The organism is Pseudomonas donghuensis (genome assembly GCF_000259195.1).
GTDB lineage: Bacteria > Pseudomonadota > Gammaproteobacteria > Pseudomonadales > Pseudomonadaceae > Aquipseudomonas > Aquipseudomonas donghuensis.
The window spans coordinates 97,513-117,923 of the sequence record NZ_JH650765.1; the positions used below are offsets into that span (position 1 = coordinate 97,513).

Below are 20,411 nucleotides of genomic sequence, written 5' to 3' on the forward strand. Positions count from 1 at the left end.
GGGAGCAATAGCCATGCTGCTCAATCTGTTCAATGAAATGCGCGCGGCCAAGGTGCCGGTTTCGGTGCGCGAACTGCTTGATTTGCTCAATGCCCTCAAGCAGCGCGTGACCTTTGCCGACATGGACGAGTTCTACTACTTGTCGCGGGCCATCCTGGTCAAGGACGAGCGCCATTTCGACAAGTTCGACCGGGCGTTTTCGGCCTACTTCAAAGGCCTGGAGAACCTCGACCGGCACCTGGAAGCGCTGATTCCCGAAGACTGGCTGCGCAAGGAGTTCGAGCGCTCGCTGACTGACGAGGAGCGCGCGCAGATCCAGTCCCTGGGTGGGCTGGACAAGCTGATCGAAGAGTTCAAGAAGCGCCTGGAAGAGCAAAAGGAACGCCACGCCGGCGGCAACAAGTGGATCGGCACTGGCGGCACCAGCCCGTTCGGCTCGGGCGGTTTCAACCCCGAGGGCATCCGCGTCGGCGATGCCGGCAAGCGCCAGGGCAAGGCGGTCAAGGTCTGGGATCAGCGCGAGTACAAGAACCTCGACGACCAGGTCGAACTGGGCACGCGCAACATCAAGCTGGCCTTGCGCCGGCTGCGCAAGTTCGCCCGCCAGGGTGCGGCCGAAGAGCTGGATATCGACGGCACCATCGACCACACCGCCCGCGATGCCGGCCTGCTCAACATCCAGATGCGCCCGGAGCGGCGCAACAGCGTCAAGTTGCTGCTGCTGTTCGACATCGGCGGCTCGATGGACGCCCACGTGAAGATCTGCGAAGAGCTGTTCTCGGCCTGCAAGACCGAGTTCAAGCACCTGGAGTATTACTACTTCCACAACTTCGTCTACGAGTCGGTGTGGAAGAACAACCTGCGCCGTACCTCCGAGCGCACCTCGACCCTGGACCTGCTGCACAAGTACGGCGCCGACTACAAGGTGGTGTTCGTCGGTGACGCGGCCATGGCGCCCTACGAAATCACCCAGCCGGGTGGCAGCGTCGAGCACTGGAACGAGGAAGCCGGTTACGTGTGGATGCAGCGGTTCATGGAGAAGTACAAGAAGCTCATCTGGATCAACCCCTACCCAAAGGACACCTGGGGCTATACGGCATCGACCAACATCGTTCGCGAGCTGGTCGAGGACCGGATGTTCCCGCTGACCTTGCGTGGGTTGGAAGAAGGGATGCGGTTTTTGTCCAAGTAGACACGGGCCGCTACGCGCCCCATCGCCGGCAAGGCCGGCTCCCACAGAGGTTTGCATTCACCTGTGGGAGCTGGCTTGCCAGCGATGAGGCCCGCTCAGCCAACAAACCTCTCAAGAAATGCCCGCTGCTCAAGCCACGCCATCTCCTGCACCACCGGCCGGAACCGTACCACGTGCCCCGGCAGCATCTGCGCCATTCTCGCCAGCGCCAGCGGCGTCAACGCCCCCAAGCGCGGATAACCACCAATGGTCTGCCGGTCATTGAGCAGCACGATTGGCTGGCCATCCGGCGGCACCTGCACCGCGCCTAAAGGGATACCTTCAGAGATCATCGCCGGGCCCTGGTACTGCAACACCGGCCCCAACAGGCGAATGCCCATTCGATCGGCACGGCTGTCGAGGGTCCATTCACGGTTGAACGCTTCAAACAGGCTTGTGCCACTAAAATCGCCGATCTGCGCGCCGAGCAACAGATCAAGCGGCGCCCTGTCGGTAAAGTCCGGCCACAACGCCTCCGGCACTTCTTTGAGCGCTTTCGCCACGCCGGCATATTCCAGCGGTTGCCCCTTGGCCAGCGGCGAGCCCAAACCATCCAGCCCGCCGAGCTCTTCACGCACCACGCTGGCACAACTGCCCAGCACCTGCGGCGCCTTGAACCCGCCCGGCGCGGCGATGTATGCGCGGGCCCCGTGCAACGGCGAGTTCAAACGCAGGCGCTGGCCCTTGCTCATGCTGAAACTGCGCCAGGGCTTGAGCGGCTGGCCATCGAGGCGTGCGTCGAGGTCGGCGCCGGCCAGGGCCAGGCAGCAGTCCTGCTCGGCAATCAGGCTGAAACCACCGAGGGTGACCTCGACCACCGCAGCCTCGGGCGCGTTACCCAGCAGCCAGTTGGCCCAGCGCATCGACACCCAGTCCAGCGCCCCGCCCTGAGTCACGCCCAGGTGGCGCACGCCAAAGCGCCCGGCATCCTGCAACAGGCACAGCGGCGTGCTGGCCTCGATCGACAACCGGCTCATGCCTGTGCCTCCAGCGGCGTATCGTCGCCGCCCAGGTTAAGGAAGGTCGCACGCTCAACCGCCACGAAGCGCACCCGGTCACCCGGCTGCAGCAGGCTGTAGCCCTCGCGCTGACGGTCAAAGAGTTTGCTCGGGGTGCGCCCGATCAGGTTCCAGCCGCCAGGAGAAACCGCTGGATAAGCGGCGGTCTGCCGCTCGGCAATCCCCACGCTGCCGGCCGCCACGCGTTTGCGCGGGGTGGCCAGGCGCGGCGTGGCCAGTGCCTCTTCGACCAGGCCCATGAAGGCGAAGCCGGGGGCAAAGCCAAGGGCGAAGACCTGGTACTCACGCTCGCTGTGACGGCGAATGATGTCTGCCAGCGAGGTCTGGCAACGCTCGGCCAATAATTTCAGTTCCGGGCCGACGCTCAGGTCGTACCACACCGGGATCTCATGCTCACGACCGCCGCTGCCAGCGTCCGCTTGCAGGTCGCTGAGCGCTTCGCGGATGCAGGCCTGAGCCTCGGCTGGCGACATCTGGAGCAAGTCGAACTGCACCATCAGCGTGGTATAGGACGGCACCAGATCAACCAGACATTCGGCAAACGCGCTGCGCAAGCGCCGGCTGGCGGCGAGCATCCACGGCATGTTGCTTTCGTCGATGCGATCGAACAGGCGCACCATCAGGCAGTCGATGGCTACCACTTCAATACGGTAGTTCATGGCACCGCCTGGGCATCGAGGGCCTGACGGATCTGCCGGACGGCGGCAATCGAGCTGTCGTTGTCACCATGCACGCACAAGGTATCGGCCTGCAGCAGCAGCGCGCTGCCATCGCTGGCAATCAGCGGCTCGCCCCGGGCCAAGCGCAAAGCCTGTTCGACGATCAGCGCCGGATCGTGATGCACCGCCCCCGGCAAGCGCCGCGACACCAGGTGGCCGCTGGCGTCATAGGCGCGGTCGGCAAAAGCCTCGAACCACAGGGTCACGCCGTACTCATCACCCAGGGCCTGGGCCGCGCTGTTGTCGGCGGTGGCCATCAGCATCAGCGGCAGTTGCCGGTCATAGGCGGCCACAGCTTCCAGCACGGCACGCAGCTTGAGCGGGTCGGCCATCATGTCGTTGTACAGCGCGCCGTGGGGTTTGACGTAGGCAACCTGCGTCCCCTGGGTGCGGCAAATGCCGTCCAGGGCGCCGATCTGGTAATGCAGCAGGTCGCGAATCTCTTCGGCACTGCAGGCCATGGAGCGACGGCCAAAGCCGACCAGGTCCTGGTAGGCCGGGTGGGCGCCGATGCGCACCTGGTTGGCCACGGCCAGGGCCACGGTCTTGCGCATGATCCCGGGGTCGCCGGCGTGGAAGCCGCAGGCGATGTTGGCGCAATCAACATAGGGCATGACCTGGGCGTCCAGGCCCATGGTCCAGCTGCCAAAACTTTCACCCATATCGCAATTCAGTAACAGGCGGCTCACGAGTGATACTCCTTCAGGCTCGGCCTTAACGGGCTTCAAGTTGTTTGCCGCGGGTTTCCGGCAGGCTCAGTGCTGCCAGAATTACCACTCCGTAGGACACTGCGGCAAATCCGCCGATACCCAGGCCCAGCGGAATCTTCTGGCTGAGCAAACCGATCAGCAGCGGGAAGAACGCCGCCAGGGCGCGGCCGATGTTGTAGCAAAAGCCCTGGCCCGAGCCGCGGATGCGGGTGGGGAACAGTTCGGTAAGAAACGCGCCCATGCCGCTGAAGATCCCCGAGGCGAAGAAGCCCAGGGGGAAGCCCAGCCAGAGCATCACGCCGTCACTGACCGGCATCTGGGTGTAAAGCAGGACAATGATGAACGAGCCGACGGCGAACAGGATGAAGTTCTTTTTCCGGCCCAACAGGTCGGTCAGGTAGGCACTGATCACGTAGCCGATGTAGGAGCCGAAGATCACCATCGCCAGGTAGCCGCCGGTACCCAGTACGCTCAGGCCCCGTTCGTTCTTGAGAAAGGTCGGCAGCCACGAGGTGATGGCGTAGTAACCGCCCAGGGCGCCGGTGGTCAGCAACGAAGCGCGAATAGTGGTGAAGAGCATGCCCGGAGCGAAGATCTCATAAAAATGCGAAGGTGCTTCGGTTTTCTCGGCGGCCCTGGCCTGCTGGTAGATCTCCGGGTCCTTGACCAGGCGCCGGACAAAAATCACGAACACCGCCGGTACGATGCCCAGCAGGAACAGCGCACGCCAGGCGTCTTCCGGCGGCAACAGCGAGAACAGCACGGCATACAGGATCGCCGTCAGCCCCCAGCCAATGGCCCAGCCGGACTGCACCATGCCGACCGCCTTGCCACGGTCCTGAGCGCGGATCACCTCGCCGATCAGCACTGCGCCGGCCGTCCACTCACCGCCAAAGCCAAAGCCCATCAGGGTACGGGCGATCAGCAGTTGTTCGTAGTTCTGGGCAAAGCCGCAGAGGAAGGTAAAAAATGCAAACCACAACACCGTCAGTTGCAGGGTGCGCACGCGGCCGATGCGGTCGGAGAGAATGCCGGCGATCCAGCCGCCCAGGGCCGAGGCGATCAGGGTGCTGGTGTGAATCAGCCCGGCCTCGGCGGTGGTGATGCCCCACAGGGCGATCAGGGTGGGGATGACGAAGCTGAGCATCTGCGTGTCCATGCCATCCAGGCCGTAGCCGATCTTGCAGCTCCAGAAGGTCCGGCGTTCCTGCTTGTTGATGTTGCGGTACCAGTCGAATGGTCCCGCCACTGACCTGGGTTTGACCTGTTGCTGCACGCCCGATGGGTTCATGGTTGCCTCAGCTTGTTGGTATTGTTTTAACGACGACAGCATATGTCGCGGCCTGAGGATCATTTTTCGACGGGCGCAGGTTGTCGTCCAACGAGAAAAACCAGCTGTCTGGCATAAGAAAAACTTGATCAGTGAGCGCGCCATGAACCTCAAATTCCTCGAAACCTTCGTCTGGGTGGCCCGGCTCAAGAGCTTTCGCCTGACCGCCGAAAAGCTCTTCACCACCCAGGCGTCGATCTCCAGCCGTATCGCGGCGCTGGAGGCCGACCTCGGGGTCAGGTTGCTGTTGCGCGACTCACGCGGCGTGAGCCTGACCCCGGAAGGCAGCAAGGTGCTGGAATACGCCGAACAGATGCTCGACACCGCCAAGGCCCTCAAACAATCGCTGGACAGCGACCGGGCCAAGGTCGGGCGCATTCGCATCGGCGTGATGGACACGGTGATCCACACCTGGATGAGCCCGCTGGTGTCGGAGCTGATGGAGCGCTACCCGCAGGTGGAAATCGAACTGGTCGCCGATACCGCGCTTAACTTGCGCGAACAGCTGCAAAAAGGCTTTCTCGATGTGATTCTGCAAACCGACCTGTTGCGCCAGGAATCGATCCGCAGCCTGGACCTGGCGCGCTATCCCATGGGCTGGATCGTCGCCCGCCAGTCGATCTACAACCGCGACTACGCCTCGCTGGCGGACCTGGCCCGCGAGCGCATCGTCACCTTCTCGAAGAACTCGCGTCCGCACCAGGAAGTGCTCAGCCTGCTACAGGCCGAAGGCGTCGGCGCGCCACGGCTGAACTGCGTGAATTCGGTGGCGGCGATTACCCGCTTGCTGCGTGACGGCTTTGGCATCGGCGCCCTGCCGCCAGCGCTGGTCAGCGAAGAACTGGCCCGTGGCGAACTGATCCTGTTGCCGCTGGCCCAGCAACCACCGAGCCTGGAGCTGGTGGTGGCCTGGCAGACCGGTGTCGAGCTGGTCGATGAGGTGGTGCAACTGTGCCGCAACGTGCTGGAGCGCTACGCCCGCGATGCCGGGCCGCAGCGCATCGTGCTGGTTTAGCGCCAGCTCTCCTGCACCGCCTTGCGCCGCCCGCCAAGTGCGACCCAGCCAAGCAACAGCAGCAGGCTTTCGACCACCAGCGCCAACACCAGCGCGCAGCTCAGGCCCCAGGCCAGGGCCTCGGGATTGAGGAGGATCTGGTAGCGGTAGCCGTTGAGGGTTTCTTCGCGCAGTTGCGGGTTGGCGGTGACCAGCACATGCCAGGTTTTCGCCAGCCACGGGCCTTGCAGAATCTGCCATTCCTGCTCGAACTGGCGGTTGCGGATCAACAGGCTTTCGATGCTGTTGGCATCGCTGGTGAACACCGGGTCGTCGCTGCTGCGGTAATGGCCCAGCAGCGCCTGCAGGTCGCCGTTGAAAAAGCGTTTGGCGGTGTCTTCAAAGCCCTTGAGGCCTTCGCGCGATTCGAGCAGGTGCGCCTCGACCCGCTGGCCATAATCGACGATATAGCCCGGCACTTGCAGGCCAATCAGCAAACCGCAGGTAAACAACAGCAAGCGCAGGTAACTTCTGAACATGGGGCTGATCCTTAGCTGGCCTGACCTTCGGCGATGCACTCGCCACGGCGCCACAAGGCCCACTGGCCAGGCGCGTAGCGGTGCCAGGTTTCGTTCTCGGTGAGGGCCTCGGTGGCGATCACCGTGACCACATCGTTAGGGGTGGTTTCAGCCTGGAAGTCGACGATCATGTCGACGTCCTTCAGCCGTGCCGGGCCGAACGGCGCACGGCGGGTTATGTGCACCAGCTTGGTCGAGCAGAAGCAGAACAGCCAGTCGCCATCGCTGAACAGGCAGTTGAACACGCCCTTGCCACGGTATTCGGCGCAGGCCGCGACCAGTACCGGCAGCAGTTGCTCGACCTCAACCGGCTCGGGGAAGGCTTCGCGCACACGGTTGAGCAGGTCGCAGAACGCCGCTTCGCTGTCAGTGTCGCCGATCGGTCGGTAGAAGCTCGCCTGGCCCTTGAACTCACCGAGCTGGCCGTTGTGCGCAAAGCACCAGTTGCGGCCCCACAGCTCGCGTACGAACGGATGGGTGTTGGACAGGCTGACCTTGCCGACATTGGCCTGGCGAATGTGGCCGATCACCACCTCGCTCTTGATCGGGTAGCGTTGCACCAGGTTGGCGACTTCCGACTCGCAGCTCGCCGCCGGGTCCTGGAACAGGCGCAGGCCACGGCCTTCGTAGAAGGCGATGCCCCAGCCGTCACGGTGCGGGCCGGTGCGCCCGCCACGCTGCATCAGCCCGGTGAAGCTGAAAACGATGTCGGTCGGCACATTGGCGCTCATGCCCAGTAGTTCACACATGCTTGGCTGCTCCGGGCAAATCCTACAGACGCGGCTCGACCCGCGTGCCGCTGCCGCCCAGCGGCGCTGCAGGTGGCGGGTTACGGTAGCGGTCGCTGCGGTCGGCGGCGAACGGCTCATCGCTCACAGGCTCCTGGGCTTCACGCTGGGCGGCCGCTTCGGCCTGCTCACGGCGGGCCTTGGCGCGCCGCTCCAGCGGCCAGCGGATGAACACGAACAGTGCATACAAGGCGAACGCGATCATGCCGTACATGGCCAGGTCGGCTGCGGCGCGCAGGGCGTTGTTGCCGACCTTGAACAGGGTATCGAGGGCGGCAATGGCGATGGCCGGGGCGAATTTTTCCTTGACCGGGTCGACGATGGTCGGGGTCAGCAGCAGTACCGCCATCAGTACCCGCAGCGGTTCACGCAGCCAGCGCCACATCCAGCCAGTCAGGCGAAAGCCCACCAGCAGGCATCCCAAGGCGGCAAGGGCATAGAGGCCCCAGGCGAGCAGATAGTCGTTCTCGGTCATGGTGTCCGTGGCAAGCTAGGCAAATAGACGCTTATGATAAACACTTTTCCGCGCGCAGGCGCCCCCCAGCCAAGAGAACCCCGCATGTCCGCAGACGCCACCGCTCCCCGTGCCCCGATTGCCCGCAAGGCCGAAGGTGCCGATCCCTATGCCTGGCTGCAGCAACGCGACACCCCCGAGGTGCTGGCTTACCTGAACGCCGAGAACGCCTATCAGCAAGCGCAACTGGCCGATCAGGCGCCGCTGCGCGAACAGCTGTTCGAAGAGATCAAGGCGCGCATCCTTGAAACCGACTTGTCGCTGCCTTCGCCCTGGGGCCCGTACCTGTACTACACCCGCACCACCGCCGGTGACGAGTACGCCCGCCATTACCGCTGCCCGCGCCCGGCCGATGATGCCAATACCGTCGATGAAGCGCGCGAGGAGCTGCTGCTCGACCCCAATGCGTTGGCCAAGGGCGGCTTCCTGTCCATGGGCGCCTTCAGCATCAGCCCCGACCACCAGCGCCTGGCCTACAGCCTGGACACCACGGGCGACGAGATCTACACCCTGTACGTCAAGGACCTGGCCAGCGGCGCCATCGAGCAACTGCCGTTCGAGGACTGCGACGGCAGCATGACCTGGGCCAACGACAACCAGACGTTGTTCTTCGCCGAACTGGACGACACCCACCGCCCGCACAAGTTGCTGCGCCATCGCCTGGGCAGCGCCAGTGTCGAAGCAGTCTATGAAGAAACCGACGGTCGTTTCTTCTTGCACTGCTACCGCGCCAGCTCCGAGCGCCAGCTGATCCTGCTGCTCAACAGCAAGACCACCAGCGAAGCCTGGGTGCTCGATGCCGAACACCCCGAGCAGGCCTTTACCTGCCTGGCGCCCCGGGTCGAGGGCCATGAGTACTACCCTGACCACGGCCAGCTCGAAGGCCAGTGGCGCTGGTTTATCCGCAGCAACCAGGACGGCATCAACTTCGCCCTGTACCAGGCTGTTGCCGACGTAGTGCCCACCCGCGAGCAATGGCAACTGTTGGTGGCCCATCGCGACACGGTGATGCTCGAGGGCCTGACCCTCAACGCCAGCGCCCTGAGCCTGAGCCTGCGCGAAGGCGGCCTACCGATCATCGAGGTGCACCCGCAGGGCTTGCCGGCCTACCGCGTGGAGCTGCCGGACGCCGCCTACAGCCTGTACGTGCAGGACAGCCTGGAGTTCGTCAGCACGCGCATCCGCCTGCGTTACCAGTCGCTCAACCGCCCGGCCCAGGTGCGCCAGCTGGAGCTGGCCAACGGCGCCCAGCAAGTGCTCAAGGAAACCCCGGTGCTCGGCCCGTTCGACCCGGACGCCTATGTCAGCCAGCGCCTGTGGGCAACCGCCGCCGATGGCACCCAGGTACCTATCAGCCTGGTGCAGCGCCGTGCCGACGTTGGCAAGCCGGTGCCGCTGTACCTGTACGGTTACGGCGCCTACGGCGAAAGCCTCGATCCGTGGTTCTCCCACGCCCGCCTGAGCCTGCTCGAGCGCGGCGTGGCCTTTGCCATTGCCCACGTGCGCGGCGGCGGTGAACTGGGTGAAGCCTGGTACCACGCCGGCAAGCAGGCGCACAAGCACAACACCTTCGGCGACTTCATCGCCTGTGCCGAACACCTGATCGCCCAGGGCGTGACCGGCGCCGAGCAGTTGGCGATCAGCGGCGGCAGCGCCGGTGGCCTGCTGATCGGCGCGGTGCTCAACCAGCGCCCGGAGCTGTTCAAGGCCGCAATTGCCGAAGTGCCGTTCGTCGATGTGCTCAACACCATGCTCGACCCCGAGCTGCCGCTGACCGTCACCGAATACGACGAGTGGGGCAACCCCGAAGAGCCCGAGGTGTATGAGCGGATCAAGGCCTACGCCCCCTATGAGAACGTCCGTGCCCAGGCCTACCCTGCCCTGCTGGTGGTTGCCGGTTACAACGACAGCCGCGTGCAGTATTGGGAAGCGGCCAAGTGGGTAGCGCGGCTGCGGGTGACCAAGACCGACGACAATCTGTTGCTGCTCAAGACCGAAATGGGGGCCGGCCACGGCGGCATGAGCGGGCGCTACCAGGGGCTGCGCGACGTGGCGCTGGAGTACGCGTTCGTATTTAACGTGCTGGGCGTGGTGTAAATCGGAAAATTTGTTGTCTGATCAAGCGAATCGCCGGCCAGGCCGGCTGCCACAAATCCTGTGGGAGCTGGCCTTGCCAGCGATGGGCTGCGCAGCAGCCCCAGAACAGACACCACAAAACTAAAAGAACGACGCAAATGCCTGAACCCACCCACCTCAACAACGAAATCCGCGACATGCTCATGGACTGCGGCCTGTTCGACCAGTTGCTGCCCGGCGACTTCCAGGCCGCCGCCGGCTACTTCAGCATCAGCAACATGAGCGAAGGCACCCAGATTTTTCGCGAAGGCGATGCCGGCACCTTCATGTGCATCATCCATCACGGCGTAGTTTCAGTGCGCAAGACCGACGCCGAGCAGCGCCAGGTGGAAATCGCCACCCTGCGCAAGGGCCGCGCCTTCGGCGAAATGGCCGTGCTCGACGGTGAACGGCGCTCGGCCAGCTGCATTGCCGCCAGCGACTGCCAGTTGCTCAACCTGGGCAAGGACTCGCTGGAAAAGATGCTCAACGACGCCCCGAAGATCGCCGCCAAGATCATCCGCGCCCTGGCCGTGGCCCTGTCCCGGCGCTTGCGCATGCAGGACGGTCAGCGCCTGGCCCAGCAGGTCTAGTCGCCCTTGGCCTTGCTGTTGTCCGGGTTCAAACCAGGCAATGGCTGATCCTTGGGCGGGTTGGGCACCGGCATCGGCGGCAGCAATGGCGCGCCCGGTTGCGCATCACCGGCGCGCGGCGGCGTACTCGGCGTCACCTGCGGATACGGCGTTGGCGTCGCCGTGCCCGGCGCACCCGGCACCGGGGTGATCAGCCGTGGCTGCAAATCAGCGGCCATGGCAGGTTGCAGGCTGGCACAGATCAATACCGCAATGATCGCGTAACGCATGCACAGGCTCCTTGAGGGTCCTGGCTACAGGCTACTCCCACCGCGCACGGTTTGCCTGTCCGAATTGCCCGCCATCGGGCTAAACTTCAAGGCATAACCGTAACAAGCCCGAGAAAAGGTAATCCCATGAGTTCGTCATCCTCTGCCGCCGCCACCGCACGGCTAGACCGCATCCTCGCCGACGCCAAGCGCGACAAGGAAATGGGCTACCGTGACAAGGCCCTGCGCATGTACCCGCACGTGTGTGGCCGCTGCGCCCGCGAGTTCGCCGGCAAGCGCCTGAGCGAGCTGACCGTGCACCACCGTGACCACAACCACGACAACAACCCCCAGGACGGCTCCAACTGGGAGCTGCTGTGCCTGTACTGTCACGACAACGAACACGCCCGCTACACCGACCAGCAGTACTTCAGCGAAGGCTCGACCAGCAGCCCGACCATCGCCAAGGCCACCCACAACCCGTTCGCGGGCCTGGCCGGCATGCTGAAAAAGGACTGACTGCCCAAGCGCGCCCCCACAGGTGCCGGCAAGCCCGTATAATCGCGTCTTTTTTGCGAAGGGCCCCGGCACGTGGCGAACAAACGGTACAGCTGCATTGGTCTGTTCAACCCCAAGTCAGCAGAGAACGTAGGTTCGGTGATGCGCGCTGCGGGTTGCTACGGCGTCAACTCGGTGTTCTACACCGGCAAGCGCTATGAGCGCGCCCGCGACTTCGTCACCGACACCAAGCGTGTGCACTACGACATCCCGCTGATCGGCATCGACGACCTGCAGAAGATCATCCCCCTGGGCTGCACGCCGGTGGCGGTGGAGCTGGTCGACGGCGCCCGGCCGCTGCCCGAGTACACCCACCCGGACCGCGCGATCTATATCTTCGGCCCTGAAGACGGCTCCCTCGACCCGAGCGTGCGTGCCTGGTGCGAAGAGACCATCTACATCCCGACCAACGGTTGCATGAACCTGGCCGCCACCGTCAACGTGGTGCTCTATGACCGCCTGGCCAAAGGCCTGAACACCCGCTCCGGGCCGAAGTTCAAGTAACTCGACTGAACAGCCCGGCCTGCCCGGCGGTCTGCTGTAGACCATCGCCCCTACTGGAGAATGACCATGTCCGAGAAACAGACGCTTATCCCGGCCAACTCAGCGCAGATGGCCAGTGAACATAACGTCCACGGCTGGGAACGCGCAGGTTCCGTCGCCACCGGGGTAATCATGGTCGGCAAGGGCCTGCGCCGTGGTGGCTTGCTGGGGATGATTCAGGTGGCGGTCGGCGGGGTTGCCCTGGCCCGTGGCATTACCGGCCACAGCTCGGTGAAAAGCCTGATCGAGCGCGGCCGCAGCGATCTGGACAACCTCCGCGCCAAGGTCGAACGCAGCGGCGCCGAGCTGCAAGCACTCAAGGCCAACGCCGCAGCCGCCCCCCGTGGCACCACGGTGACCGGCAACGACGCCCTGAAAGACCCCAGGCCTTAACGCAACAGCGGGCTCTGCAGCACCTCGGAGGATTTGCCCAGCACGCTTTCGCTGAGCTGGATGAACTCCGCGGTGCTAACGCTGTTCAGGCGCATCATCGCCCGGGTGACATCATCCAGTGAACGCTGGTTGTGGGTGTGCAGGCGGATTTCCTGGTCCAGCGCCCGCAACAGCAGCACGCCACGGGCGATCACCGCGCTGTCGACCTGCTCGCCGCGCAAACTGCTGACCTTCTTGCCACTGCGCTCAAGGCTCGCCTGCTGGGCCTGATAGCGCTCCTCGGTCATGCCACCGGCACGGCGCAGCAGTTCGCTGGCGTAATACTCGGCCAGGCTCTCGCCAATCCAGTCGCTGTCCTCGCGGTCGTTGATCTGCGCCAACACATGCACCAGTTCGCGCAGCACCGGGCTTGAGCCGTTCTCGCCAACCAGCGGGCGGCTGCTGTGCAGGTAAATGGAGTGATGCCCGGCGCGGGCGCCACGCCACAGCTCATCCCGGGCGCCGACCAGTAACAGCTTGGGCGGATTGCGCGGGAACACCGCCTGCAGCTGCGGCCAGACAAAGGTCAGCAAGGTCAGGTTGTCCAGGCGGCGCATGGCCTGGCCTTGCGGCGCGGCGACGCTGACGTCGGTTTCGCCCAGGCGCGCGCGGCGGGTACCGATGGTGCCGGCGAGCATCCAGCCGGTCGGGCGGTCGAACAGCCGCGAGACGTTGTCGATGCGAAAACGGTGCTTGCCAATGCGCGGCCACGGCGTCTCGACGCTTTTCCAGCCCTTGGGCAGCTCGAAACTCAGGCGCGCCACCAGTTCGGTACCGTCGTGCTGGTCCAGGCGCGCCGGCGGCACCAGGTCGTCACCGCGAAACAGCGCCCAGCCCGGGGTCATGCGGGTTTCATAGGCGCCGCCCTTGAGCCGCTGGCTCAGGCGCACCTTATAGCTCAGCTGGCTCTTGCCTGGCGCCGGTTGCCAGTGGCCGCGCTGATCGCCGCCCTGCAGCTGCCATTGGCCGTCGGCCTTGAAGTCGCTGTAGGCGCCGTCCTTGCCCAGGTCGAAGTCCAGGCTGCGCACGCTGGCGCCGTCTGCCAGGGTCAGGCGCACTTCGGCCTGCTCGCTTTGTGGCAGCAAGCGCACGTGGTAATCCAGATCGACTTTTTTCGCCCAGGCCGGCGAACTGGCCAGCAGGCCCAGCACCAGCCACCCATGGCAACGCACACGCATACAGAAACTCCTCGTTCCCCCAAACGCGATCCCCGACAAGCCTCTGCAGCTCAACCGGCGCGGAAAATCAGATAGTCTTCCCAGTCGTCCTCATCGACGCTGTCTTCGCTGAGCATGCGCCCGGATTGTGAAATCCGTTGCTTGTGCACCTGCTCACGGTCACCACACACCAGGTGGTGCCAGTCGGGCAGGTCCTTGCCCTCGCTGACCAGGCGGTAGCCGCAAGTGGTGGGCAGCCATTTGAACTGATCGGCCTTGCCCGGCGTCAGCTGGATGCAGTCAGGCACGATCTGCATCCGCTTCGGGTAGTTGCTGCACTGGCAGGTCTTCATGTCCAGAAGTTTGCAGGCGATACGCGTGTAATAGACGCTGTTGTCGTCTTCATCTTCAAGCTTTTGCAGGCAGCACAAGCCACAGCCGTCACACAGCGACTCCCACTCCTGCGGGTCGAGTTGCTCGAGGGTTTTACGCATCCAGAATGGAGCGGCGTTGGCAGTCATGTAGCGGGTGTCCTGTTTCAATTCGTGCGCGGCGGCGCGGCGGCGCCAGTCTAGGGCCTGTCACCGGCCATTGCCAGACCGCTTGTCAGCGCTCATATGACACAGTAGTTTGACCAGCGGTCACCACCCCAACCCTCAGGAACTCAAGATGAGTGCAAATCCTCGCGTTGCCGATCACGCCATCAACGAACAGTTCATCCAGCGCTGGTCGCCGCGCGCCTTCACCGGCGAGCCGATCGACCAGGCCACCCTGCTGAGCTTCCTTGAAGCCGCACGCTGGGCCCCTTCGGCCTACAACTCGCAGCCCTGGCGCTTTCTCTACGCCCGCCGCGACACGCCGAACTGGGAACGCTTCCTCGGCTTGCTCAACGAATTCAACCGCAGTTGGGCCCAGCACGCTTCGGCGCTGGTGATCATCATGTCCAAGACCACCTTCACCGCGCCTGGTGCCAGCGAAGAAACCCCGGCGTTGTGGCACACCTTCGACACCGGCTCGGCCTGGGGCCACCTGGCGTTGCAGGCCAGCCTGAGCGGCTGGCACACCCACGGCATGGCCGGTTTCGACCAGGAACTGACCCGCAGGGAGCTGAAGATTCCTGAAGGCTATGCCCTGCACGCGGCGGTGGCGATCGGCAAGCTGGGCGACAAGTCGACCCTCGCTGAAGGCCTTCAGGCGCGGGAAGTGCCAAGCCCGCGGCGGCCATTGAGCGAGTTGGCGGCTGAGGGTGATTTCAGCCTTTGATTTTCAGGGCTGCTCTGCAGCCCATCGCTGGCAAGGCCAGCTCCCACAGGGTCAGCGGTGCCTACAAAACCTGTGGGAGCCGGCGACGCTTTTAATAGCCGCGCTGAAAGTCCACTTCCCCGCGTAACGCTTCACCCGCCTGATACGCCCGCAGATTCTCGACAAACACGCGCACCATCGCCGCCGGCGAGGTCGGTGCCGAGCTGTGCCCGGTCAACAGCAAGCCCCAGGCGGTCCAGAACGGATGGCGCTGGGGCAACGGTTCCTGGCGGCAGACATCGATTACCGCGCCGGCCAGATGGCCCTTCTTCAAGGCTTCGACCAGGTCGGCATCGACCACCGCGACGCCGCGCCCGGCATTGATGAACAAGGCCTCGGGGTTGAAGCGCTGGAACAGCGCGGCGTCATACAGGTCATGGGTCGCCGGGGTGTCGGGCAGCAGGTTGATGACATAATCGACCTGCCCGACCAGACGGCCAAGGTCCTCAAGGCCTGCCACTTCGATAAACGGCGCCTGCTCGCGCGCTTGGCTGGCAATGCCGTACAACTGTACGCCAAACGGCAGCAGGAACTCCGCCACCCGCTGACCGATATCGCCGGTGCCGACGATCAGCGCCCGGCGCCCTTCCAGGCTGCGCCCGGGGCGGTCATCCCACTTGCGCTCGACCTGGCTGACCAGCCGTGCCAGCACCTCGCGCTCGTGGCCAAGCATGTAGGTAAGCACGTACTCGGCCATGACCTGGCCAAAGATCCCCACCGCCCGGGTCAGGCGATAATTGCGCTGCAGGCCGTCAGCCAGCAACGGCGTGATCCCGGCCCAGGTCGATTGCAACCACTGGGGCTGATGGCCCTGGCGCAACAAGGTCGCCAAGAGGTCCGGCTGGCCCAGCCATACCGGGCTGTCAGCGGCCAGCCGCGCAAGTTCCGCCGAGTCGCCACTGTTCAGGACCTCCAGGTCCGGTGCCGCTTCGCGCAACAGGCGAGCGTAGAGGGCATGATCCTGTTCAGCGATCAAAACACGCATGTTCATAACAACCTTGGGTAACGGCGAAAGCCGCCAGGGGCTGGCGGCGTATCAGATAGGGAGGTCAGACCGGATCGTTGCGGCGCAGCAGCTCTTCGGGCAGGTGCTCGATGTACTCGTCCTCGGCGGGCGGCATCTGCAGGTGGTAACCCTGCTGCTCGAGGTTTTCCAGAACCTTGGCGATATCTTCGCGGGCCAGCTTGCGCTCCGGGCTCAGCACCAGGTCGAAGGCATGCACTGGGGTACCGAAGAACGGCAGCAGGCCTTCGGGCACACGCTCCAGGCCGTCAGCCTTGAGCACGTACAGATACATTTCGTTCTTGCGGGGGCTCTTGTAGATCGAGCAGATACGTTTCATGAAGGGTCTCCGGCGCCCGCCAGGCAATCGAGCAGCGCCTGCCCCATGCGCTCACGGCGCCAGCCGCGCAGCGACTCGGGGAGTTGATAGGGTCCGTTGGGGTAACCGCTCTTGAGCAGCAGTTCCAGGGGTTTCTTGCGCAGCATCAGCTCGGGGGCGATGCTCAGGCGTTCGGCCTCGGCCTGGCCGATGGCGCGCAGTTGCTTGAGCAGCACCGAGGCTTCGATCGGCAGCGGCTCGGGCACCGCTGGCGGCCATTGCTCCGGCGGCAGGCTGGCAGCCTGCTTGATCAGGCCGAGCAGGAACTCGCCATCCTGACGGATGGTGCGCGGGTGCATGTCTTCGATCTTGGCCAGCGCCGACAGCGAATCCGGCTGGGTGCGGGCCATGGGCCACAAGGCGTTTTCGCGGACGATGCGGTTACGCGGCAGGTCGCGGGCACGGGCTTCGCGTTCGCGCCAGGCGCACAGCTCGCGCAGTACCGCCAGTTGCGCGCGCGACAACTTCCAGGCCAGCTTGGCCTCGCGGTACAGCTCGTACGGGTCGGTTTCGCGGCGCAACTGGGCAACCAGCTCGGCACCGTCCTCGAGGACCCAGGCGTGTTTGTCGGCGGACAGCTGCGGGCGCAGGCGCTCGTACAGTTCGGCCAGGTGCACGGCGTCTTCGGCAGCGTAGCTGACCTGGGTTTCCGACAACGGGCGTTGCAGCCAGTCGGAACGGGTTTCGCCCTTGGGCAGGTCGATGCCGAGCACCTCCTGAACCAGGCGCGAATAGCCCATGGAGAAACCCAGGTTGAGGTAACCGGCGGCCAGCTGGGTGTCGAACAATGGCGCCGGCAGGCTGCCGGTCAGGCGCGACAGCACTTCGAGGTCTTCGCTGCAGGCATGCAGGACCTTGATCACCTGCGGATCTTCAAGCAGTCCGGCCAGCGGCTGCCAGTCGCCGATCCGCAGCGGGTCGATCAGGTAGGCCCGCGCCCCGTCACCGACCTGGATCAAACCGGCTTTCGGATAGAAGGTATCGACCCGCATGAACTCGGTGTCGAGTGCCACGAAGGGCAGCGTGCGCCACTGCTGGCAATGCTCTGCCAGGCTGCGGTCGTCACAAATCCAGTGAATATCGATGGCCACAAGGCTCTCCCACAAACAATGGCGCGCAGTATATACGGCGCAGGCCATCGTCGGGAAACCACTCGACCGCTATCCCTGCCGCCGTTACCGCGCCTGTGATCAGTGTCTGGCCAGCATGGGCCGACAGCTGGCGAACAGGTCCAGCTGCGGCTTGTACAGGGCGGTGTGCACCTGCAGCAGGCCGAGCATGGAGTGGAACAGGTTGTCCTGGCTCAACGGCGCATTGCGGGCCTTTTGCAGGCAGTCGCTATCGACGCCGAAGCTGGCCTTGTAGCTGTCGGAAAACCACGCCAGCAGCGGCACGTGCTTCTGCTGCTCCGGTGCCAGCATGTAGGGCGTGCCGTGCAGGAACAGGTTGTATTCCCCAAGGGATTCGCCATGGTCGGACAGGTACAGCATGGCGGTGTCGACCTTGTCCTGCTTGCTGCGCAGGATGTCGATCAGCGACGCCAGGACATGGTCGGTGTACACCAGGGTGTTGTCGTAGGCATTGACGATGCTGTCCTGGCTGCACTGGTTCAGGGCATTGCTGCGGCATACCGGGGTGAAGCGCTCGTATTCTTTCGGGTAACGCTTGTAGTAGTCCGGGCCGTGGCTGCCCATCTGGTGCAGCACCAGCACGGTGTCCTGTTGCAGGTTGTCGATGAAGCTGTCCAGGCCCTTGAGGAGGATGTCGTCGCGGCACTCGTCATCGGCGCACAGTGCCGGGTCCTTGACGTTGCTGACATTCTCGAACACAACCCGGTCGCAAGTGCCCTTGCAGCCGGACTGGTTGTCGCGCCAGCGCACCGCCAGCCCGGCCCGCTGCAGCACATCGAGCAGGCCTTCCTGGTTTTTGGCGGTGCTGGCGTCGTAATCCTTGCGGGTGAAGCCAGAGAACATGCACGGCACCGACACGGCGGTTTCGGTGCCACAGGAGTGCACGTCGGTGAAGGCGATCAGGCCCTTTTCCTTGCTCAGCTGTGGGGTGGTATCGCGCCCGTAGCCCAGCACCCCGAAGTTCGGCGCGCGGGCGCTCTCGCCGACCACCAGCACGGTCAGCGACTTGCGCGTGCGTTGTTGCCAGGCCACGTCCAGTTTCGCGTCCTCGCCGATCTTGCGAAACGGCTTGGCGGCGCTGCCGACCCGCTCGCCCACATACCCCAGGGAGGCGCCGACGACATTGCTCGGCACCAGCAACAGGCGGATTTCATGGTGGTTGCGAAACAGCGAAGCCAAGCCTTGATAGTTCACCAACGCCACCGCCGCCAACACGACAATGCAGGCAACGCTGACGAGCAACTTGCCGACTAACTCACGCACCCAGTTACGGTACAGCACCGGGGTGCTATACAACAATAAAGAAGGCAATACACCTAACACTACGATATATAAAAAAAGTTTCATCGAGAGCAGGTCACGTACTTCCGTGGCATTGGTCTCCATGGCATTACGGAGCATGCCCACATCAACCATCACGCCGTACTGGCTCATGAAGTAAGCCACCCCGGCGCTGACCATGAACAGGCTGATCAACAGCGGTTTGAGCACGGGCCTGAAGGCCAGCAGGGTCAACACCAGGTTGAACGCACAGAGGATCAACACGCCAAACGCCACGCGCAGCAGCAGGCCATGGCCATCGTTGGAAAGCACCGACGCCAGGTGTTGCCACAATAATGAGTTGAAGCCGATCAACAGGTACAGGCTGGCAAGCAACGTGACCCATTCGGCCCGCAGGGGTTTGACCTTGAACATGATAATTCGCTTAGTTAAACGTCGGGAACAGTGCCCTTGCGGCACGGCCTGGAAACTGCCCGAACTGTAAGTAGCGAGTCATCAATTTTTTGTGAAAAAGACGCCAACAATTAGTCGACTGGCGTCTATTTAATACGCCTGTTCAGCCTGTGTTCAGCCCGGCGTCTGTTTACCCCGGCAGATGCACTTTTGAATAAGAATCGCGATCAATATCGATCACCTCGACGCACAGCTGGATGTCCAGCCCCGGGGCGCCCGGCAGCGCGTCCTTGAGCACCTCCAGCAGGCTCGCCGACAACTGGCGTTTGATCTCGGCCGAGCGGCCGCTGAGGATCGCCAGCTTGATGTGGGCGAACCCGCGTTCCACCGGCGCCACGCCGACGCGAAAGCTGGCCAGGGCCACGGCGCGGCTCTTGATGTCGAGCTCTTCAGCAAACTGGCCGCTGCCCACCAGGGCATGGTTAAGACGCAGCAGCAGGCGATCGACCTCAAGGTTTTTCAGGTTGTCGCTGTATTCCACATGAAGGTGAGGCATTGCACAAAGTCCTGGGGTGGGCAAATGTTGCAACAGACTACCCCAGCCGCGAAACCCGGCAAAGACGACTATCCTCTAAGTTCATGACTTCCACCCCACACCCCCGGAGAGGTGAAGAAATGCCGGTCAAGCACGATTTACTCGCAGACCTGAATCTGACCAAGGATCAATTTCTCGCGAAGAAACAAAGTGACCCGCGGCTGAGTCAGCTGCATGAAGAGTACAACCGCAAAGACGCCGAAGTCGTCGATGCCGAGAACAAAAGCGCCGCCGATGACACGGTCACCCGGCTACGCAAGGAACGCCTGAAGATCAAGGACGAGATCGTCGCCCACCTGAAGTAGCCCCTGTGGGAGCGGGCTTGACCCGCGATTGCGATCTACCTGCCCCATCGCATCGCGAGGCAAGCTCGCTCCTACGGGCAGCCCTTACGGCTGCGCCCACACCACCGGAAACCAGTCCTCGCGCATGCGATCGCCGGTCTTCAGGTCAATCCCCGGAAACGGCGGCGAGGTCCGCCCAGGGCGCTGGATATAGCGCACATCATCGCCCATGAAACGGGTCGAGAAGGCTCGCCGGCGATTGCTGCCGATGTTGCCGGCGGCGCCATGCACGGTACGAAAATCGAACACCACCGCGTCCCCCGGTTCCAGCTCCGGCGAGAGGATCTGGTACTCGCCGTTCTCTACATCCGGCATGTCCATGAACAGGCTTTCCCCGGGCCCTGCATCGCTGGCGCCATAAAAATCCTTGTTGCTGGCCCAGCTCTTGGGCCGCACCGGCTTGGGCCAGCGATGGGAGCCGAGCACCACGCTCAAGGTATTGTGGCGGGGGGGCC

The 20,411-nt window shown here is 63.8% G+C and carries 25 protein-coding genes; 9 read left to right on the forward strand and 16 right to left on the reverse strand.

Annotation, left to right across the window (positions count from 1 at the left end):
- Positions 1-13: 13 nt before the first annotated feature.
- Positions 14-1,192 (forward strand): vWA domain-containing protein, encoded by a 1,179-nt coding sequence (locus UW3_RS0113940; protein ID WP_010223112.1) that lies wholly within the window; start codon positions 14-16, stop codon positions 1,190-1,192.
- 95 nt (positions 1,193-1,287) lie between these two features.
- Here UW3_RS0113940 and UW3_RS0113945 read toward each other — a convergent pair whose 3' ends face one another.
- Genes UW3_RS0113945 through UW3_RS0113960 form a run of 4 tightly spaced genes read right to left on the reverse strand, consistent with a single transcriptional unit; the run spans position 1,288 to position 4,970 of the window.
- Complete coding sequence (locus UW3_RS0113945) at positions 1,288-2,208, reverse strand: 5-oxoprolinase subunit C family protein (protein ID WP_010223113.1); 921 nt, start codon at positions 2,206-2,208, stop codon at positions 1,288-1,290.
- Complete coding sequence (gene pxpB, locus UW3_RS0113950; RefSeq protein WP_010223114.1) at positions 2,205-2,909, reverse strand: 5-oxoprolinase subunit PxpB; 705 nt, start codon at positions 2,907-2,909, stop codon at positions 2,205-2,207. The genes UW3_RS0113945 and pxpB overlap by 4 nt, the downstream gene beginning before the upstream one ends.
- Positions 2,906-3,658: a 5-oxoprolinase subunit PxpA gene (locus UW3_RS0113955; RefSeq protein ID WP_010223115.1), complete on the reverse strand. Its 753-nt coding sequence runs from the start codon at positions 3,656-3,658 to the stop codon at positions 2,906-2,908. Before UW3_RS0113955 ends, pxpB begins: the two co-directional genes overlap by 4 nt.
- 25 nt (positions 3,659-3,683) lie before the next feature.
- A complete protein-coding gene (locus tag UW3_RS0113960; protein ID WP_010223116.1) occupies positions 3,684-4,970 on the reverse strand; it encodes an MFS transporter in 1,287 nt (428 codons plus the stop codon).
- A 142-nt stretch (positions 4,971-5,112) separates the two neighbouring features.
- Between UW3_RS0113960 and UW3_RS0113965 the strand changes: the two genes are divergently transcribed.
- Positions 5,113-6,024 (forward strand): LysR family transcriptional regulator, encoded by a 912-nt coding sequence (locus UW3_RS0113965; RefSeq protein ID WP_010223117.1) that lies wholly within the window; start codon positions 5,113-5,115, stop codon positions 6,022-6,024.
- Here UW3_RS0113965 and UW3_RS0113970 read toward each other — a convergent pair.
- From UW3_RS0113970 to UW3_RS0113980, 3 genes are read right to left on the reverse strand one after another with little or no spacing between them, the layout of a single operon-like run.
- On the reverse strand, positions 6,021-6,542 hold the full coding sequence (locus UW3_RS0113970) for a DUF2937 family protein (RefSeq protein ID WP_010223118.1): 522 nt from the start codon (positions 6,540-6,542) through the stop codon (positions 6,021-6,023). The two genes, UW3_RS0113965 and UW3_RS0113970, sit on opposite strands and share 4 nt — an antisense overlap.
- 11 nt (positions 6,543-6,553) lie before the next feature.
- Positions 6,554-7,330, reverse strand: coding sequence for a class II glutamine amidotransferase (locus UW3_RS0113975; RefSeq protein WP_010223119.1), 777 nt, complete (start codon positions 7,328-7,330; stop codon positions 6,554-6,556).
- Positions 7,331-7,352: 22 nt separating this feature from the next.
- Positions 7,353-7,844 carry a hypothetical protein gene (locus UW3_RS0113980; protein WP_010223120.1) on the reverse strand — a complete coding sequence of 164 codons (492 nt, stop codon included), beginning with the start codon at positions 7,842-7,844 and terminating at the stop codon, positions 7,353-7,355.
- 84 nt (positions 7,845-7,928) lie between these two features.
- Between UW3_RS0113980 and UW3_RS0113985 the strand changes: the two genes are divergently transcribed.
- Together UW3_RS0113985 and UW3_RS0113990 are read left to right on the forward strand one after the other, a co-directional pair.
- The gene (locus tag UW3_RS0113985) at positions 7,929-9,980 is read left to right on the forward strand and encodes a S9 family peptidase (RefSeq protein ID WP_010223121.1); all 2,052 of its coding nucleotides are present in this window, start codon (positions 7,929-7,931) and stop codon (positions 9,978-9,980) included.
- 137 nt (positions 9,981-10,117) lie between these two features.
- The gene (locus UW3_RS0113990; protein WP_010223122.1) at positions 10,118-10,591 is read left to right on the forward strand and encodes a cyclic nucleotide-binding domain-containing protein; all 474 of its coding nucleotides are present in this window, start codon (positions 10,118-10,120) and stop codon (positions 10,589-10,591) included.
- On the opposite strand, the gene UW3_RS0113995 is transcribed toward UW3_RS0113990, so the two are convergent.
- A complete protein-coding gene (locus tag UW3_RS0113995) occupies positions 10,588-10,860 on the reverse strand; it encodes a hypothetical protein (RefSeq protein ID WP_010223123.1) in 273 nt (90 codons plus the stop codon). The genes UW3_RS0113990 and UW3_RS0113995 overlap by 4 nt on opposite strands.
- A 126-nt stretch (positions 10,861-10,986) precedes the next feature.
- On the opposite strand from UW3_RS0113995, the gene UW3_RS0114000 reads away from it, so the two are divergent.
- The 3 genes from UW3_RS0114000 (at position 10,987) to UW3_RS0114010 (ending at position 12,333) form a co-directional block, all read left to right on the forward strand.
- A complete protein-coding gene (locus tag UW3_RS0114000; protein WP_010223124.1) occupies positions 10,987-11,358 on the forward strand; it encodes a YajD family HNH nuclease in 372 nt (123 codons plus the stop codon).
- A gap of 72 nt (positions 11,359-11,430) precedes the next feature.
- A complete protein-coding gene (locus tag UW3_RS0114005) occupies positions 11,431-11,901 on the forward strand; it encodes an RNA methyltransferase (RefSeq protein ID WP_010223125.1) in 471 nt (156 codons plus the stop codon).
- Between the two features lie 66 nt (positions 11,902-11,967).
- Positions 11,968-12,333 (forward strand): YgaP family membrane protein, encoded by a 366-nt coding sequence (locus UW3_RS0114010; protein WP_010223126.1) that lies wholly within the window; start codon positions 11,968-11,970, stop codon positions 12,331-12,333.
- Here the strand turns inward: UW3_RS0114010 and UW3_RS0114015 are convergent.
- The gene (locus UW3_RS0114015) at positions 12,330-13,544 is read right to left on the reverse strand and encodes a hypothetical protein (protein WP_010223127.1); all 1,215 of its coding nucleotides are present in this window, start codon (positions 13,542-13,544) and stop codon (positions 12,330-12,332) included. The two genes, UW3_RS0114010 and UW3_RS0114015, sit on opposite strands and share 4 nt — an antisense overlap.
- 56 nt (positions 13,545-13,600) lie before the next feature.
- Complete coding sequence (locus tag UW3_RS0114020; protein WP_010223128.1) at positions 13,601-14,050, reverse strand: YcgN family cysteine cluster protein; 450 nt, start codon at positions 14,048-14,050, stop codon at positions 13,601-13,603.
- Between the two features lie 148 nt (positions 14,051-14,198).
- Between UW3_RS0114020 and UW3_RS0114025 the strand changes: the two genes are divergently transcribed.
- Entirely contained in the window at positions 14,199-14,792 is a 594-nt protein-coding gene (locus UW3_RS0114025; RefSeq protein ID WP_010223129.1) for a nitroreductase family protein, read from the forward strand.
- A gap of 91 nt (positions 14,793-14,883) precedes the next feature.
- On the opposite strand, the gene UW3_RS0114030 is transcribed toward UW3_RS0114025, so the two are convergent.
- From UW3_RS0114030 to UW3_RS0114050, 5 genes are all read right to left on the reverse strand, one after another.
- Positions 14,884-15,816, reverse strand: a complete 933-nt coding sequence (locus tag UW3_RS0114030) for a D-2-hydroxyacid dehydrogenase (RefSeq protein WP_010223130.1) — start codon at positions 15,814-15,816, stop codon at positions 14,884-14,886.
- A 64-nt stretch (positions 15,817-15,880) separates the two neighbouring features.
- On the reverse strand, positions 15,881-16,174 hold the full coding sequence (locus UW3_RS0114035) for a YcgL domain-containing protein (RefSeq protein ID WP_010223131.1): 294 nt from the start codon (positions 16,172-16,174) through the stop codon (positions 15,881-15,883).
- Positions 16,171-17,304: a ribonuclease D gene (gene rnd / locus UW3_RS0114040; protein WP_010223132.1), complete on the reverse strand. Its 1,134-nt coding sequence runs from the start codon at positions 17,302-17,304 to the stop codon at positions 16,171-16,173. Before rnd ends, UW3_RS0114035 begins: the two co-directional genes overlap by 4 nt.
- Positions 17,305-17,403: 99 nt before the next feature.
- Positions 17,404-19,038, reverse strand: coding sequence for a phosphoethanolamine transferase (locus UW3_RS0114045; RefSeq protein WP_010223133.1), 1,635 nt, complete (start codon positions 19,036-19,038; stop codon positions 17,404-17,406).
- Between the two features lie 169 nt (positions 19,039-19,207).
- Positions 19,208-19,573 carry a 5-carboxymethyl-2-hydroxymuconate Delta-isomerase gene (locus UW3_RS0114050; RefSeq protein ID WP_010223134.1) on the reverse strand — a complete coding sequence of 122 codons (366 nt, stop codon included), beginning with the start codon at positions 19,571-19,573 and terminating at the stop codon, positions 19,208-19,210.
- Between the two features lie 119 nt (positions 19,574-19,692).
- Here UW3_RS0114050 and UW3_RS0114055 point away from each other — a divergent pair, with 119 nt between their 5' ends.
- Positions 19,693-19,917 carry an HP1242/YdcH family protein gene (locus UW3_RS0114055; RefSeq protein WP_010223135.1) on the forward strand — a complete coding sequence of 75 codons (225 nt, stop codon included), beginning with the start codon at positions 19,693-19,695 and terminating at the stop codon, positions 19,915-19,917.
- A gap of 84 nt (positions 19,918-20,001) precedes the next feature.
- Here the strand turns inward: UW3_RS0114055 and UW3_RS29550 are convergent.
- Positions 20,002-20,411 (reverse strand): phytanoyl-CoA dioxygenase family protein (locus UW3_RS29550; RefSeq protein ID WP_010223136.1); only part of this gene is annotated, 410 nt, incomplete at its 5' end.

Coding starts and splice junctions, on each gene's coding strand:
- UW3_RS0113940 (WP_010223112.1), top strand. CDS start 14: ATGCTGCTCAATCTGTTCAATGAAATGCGCGCGGCCAAGGTGCCGGTT.
- UW3_RS0113945 (WP_010223113.1), bottom strand. CDS start 2,208: ATGAGCCGGTTGTCGATCGAGGCCAGCACGCCGCTGTGCCTGTTGCAG.
- pxpB (WP_010223114.1), bottom strand. CDS start 2,909: ATGAACTACCGTATTGAAGTGGTAGCCATCGACTGCCTGATGGTGCGC.
- UW3_RS0113960 (WP_010223116.1), bottom strand. CDS start 4,970: ATGAACCCATCGGGCGTGCAGCAACAGGTCAAACCCAGGTCAGTGGCG.
- UW3_RS0113965 (WP_010223117.1), top strand. CDS start 5,113: ATGAACCTCAAATTCCTCGAAACCTTCGTCTGGGTGGCCCGGCTCAAG.
- UW3_RS0113970 (WP_010223118.1), bottom strand. CDS start 6,542: ATGTTCAGAAGTTACCTGCGCTTGCTGTTGTTTACCTGCGGTTTGCTG.
- UW3_RS0113975 (WP_010223119.1), bottom strand. CDS start 7,330: ATGTGTGAACTACTGGGCATGAGCGCCAATGTGCCGACCGACATCGTT.
- UW3_RS0113980 (WP_010223120.1), bottom strand. CDS start 7,844: ATGACCGAGAACGACTATCTGCTCGCCTGGGGCCTCTATGCCCTTGCC.
- UW3_RS0113985 (WP_010223121.1), top strand. CDS start 7,929: ATGTCCGCAGACGCCACCGCTCCCCGTGCCCCGATTGCCCGCAAGGCC.
- UW3_RS0113990 (WP_010223122.1), top strand. CDS start 10,118: ATGCCTGAACCCACCCACCTCAACAACGAAATCCGCGACATGCTCATG.
- UW3_RS0113995 (WP_010223123.1), bottom strand. CDS start 10,860: ATGCGTTACGCGATCATTGCGGTATTGATCTGTGCCAGCCTGCAACCT.
- UW3_RS0114000 (WP_010223124.1), top strand. CDS start 10,987: ATGAGTTCGTCATCCTCTGCCGCCGCCACCGCACGGCTAGACCGCATC.
- UW3_RS0114010 (WP_010223126.1), top strand. CDS start 11,968: ATGTCCGAGAAACAGACGCTTATCCCGGCCAACTCAGCGCAGATGGCC.
- UW3_RS0114020 (WP_010223128.1), bottom strand. CDS start 14,050: ATGACTGCCAACGCCGCTCCATTCTGGATGCGTAAAACCCTCGAGCAA.
- UW3_RS0114025 (WP_010223129.1), top strand. CDS start 14,199: ATGAGTGCAAATCCTCGCGTTGCCGATCACGCCATCAACGAACAGTTC.
- UW3_RS0114030 (WP_010223130.1), bottom strand. CDS start 15,816: ATGCGTGTTTTGATCGCTGAACAGGATCATGCCCTCTACGCTCGCCTG.
- UW3_RS0114035 (WP_010223131.1), bottom strand. CDS start 16,174: ATGAAACGTATCTGCTCGATCTACAAGAGCCCCCGCAAGAACGAAATG.
- UW3_RS0114045 (WP_010223133.1), bottom strand. CDS start 19,038: ATGTTCAAGGTCAAACCCCTGCGGGCCGAATGGGTCACGTTGCTTGCC.
- UW3_RS0114050 (WP_010223134.1), bottom strand. CDS start 19,573: ATGCCTCACCTTCATGTGGAATACAGCGACAACCTGAAAAACCTTGAG.
- UW3_RS0114055 (WP_010223135.1), top strand. CDS start 19,693: ATGCCGGTCAAGCACGATTTACTCGCAGACCTGAATCTGACCAAGGAT.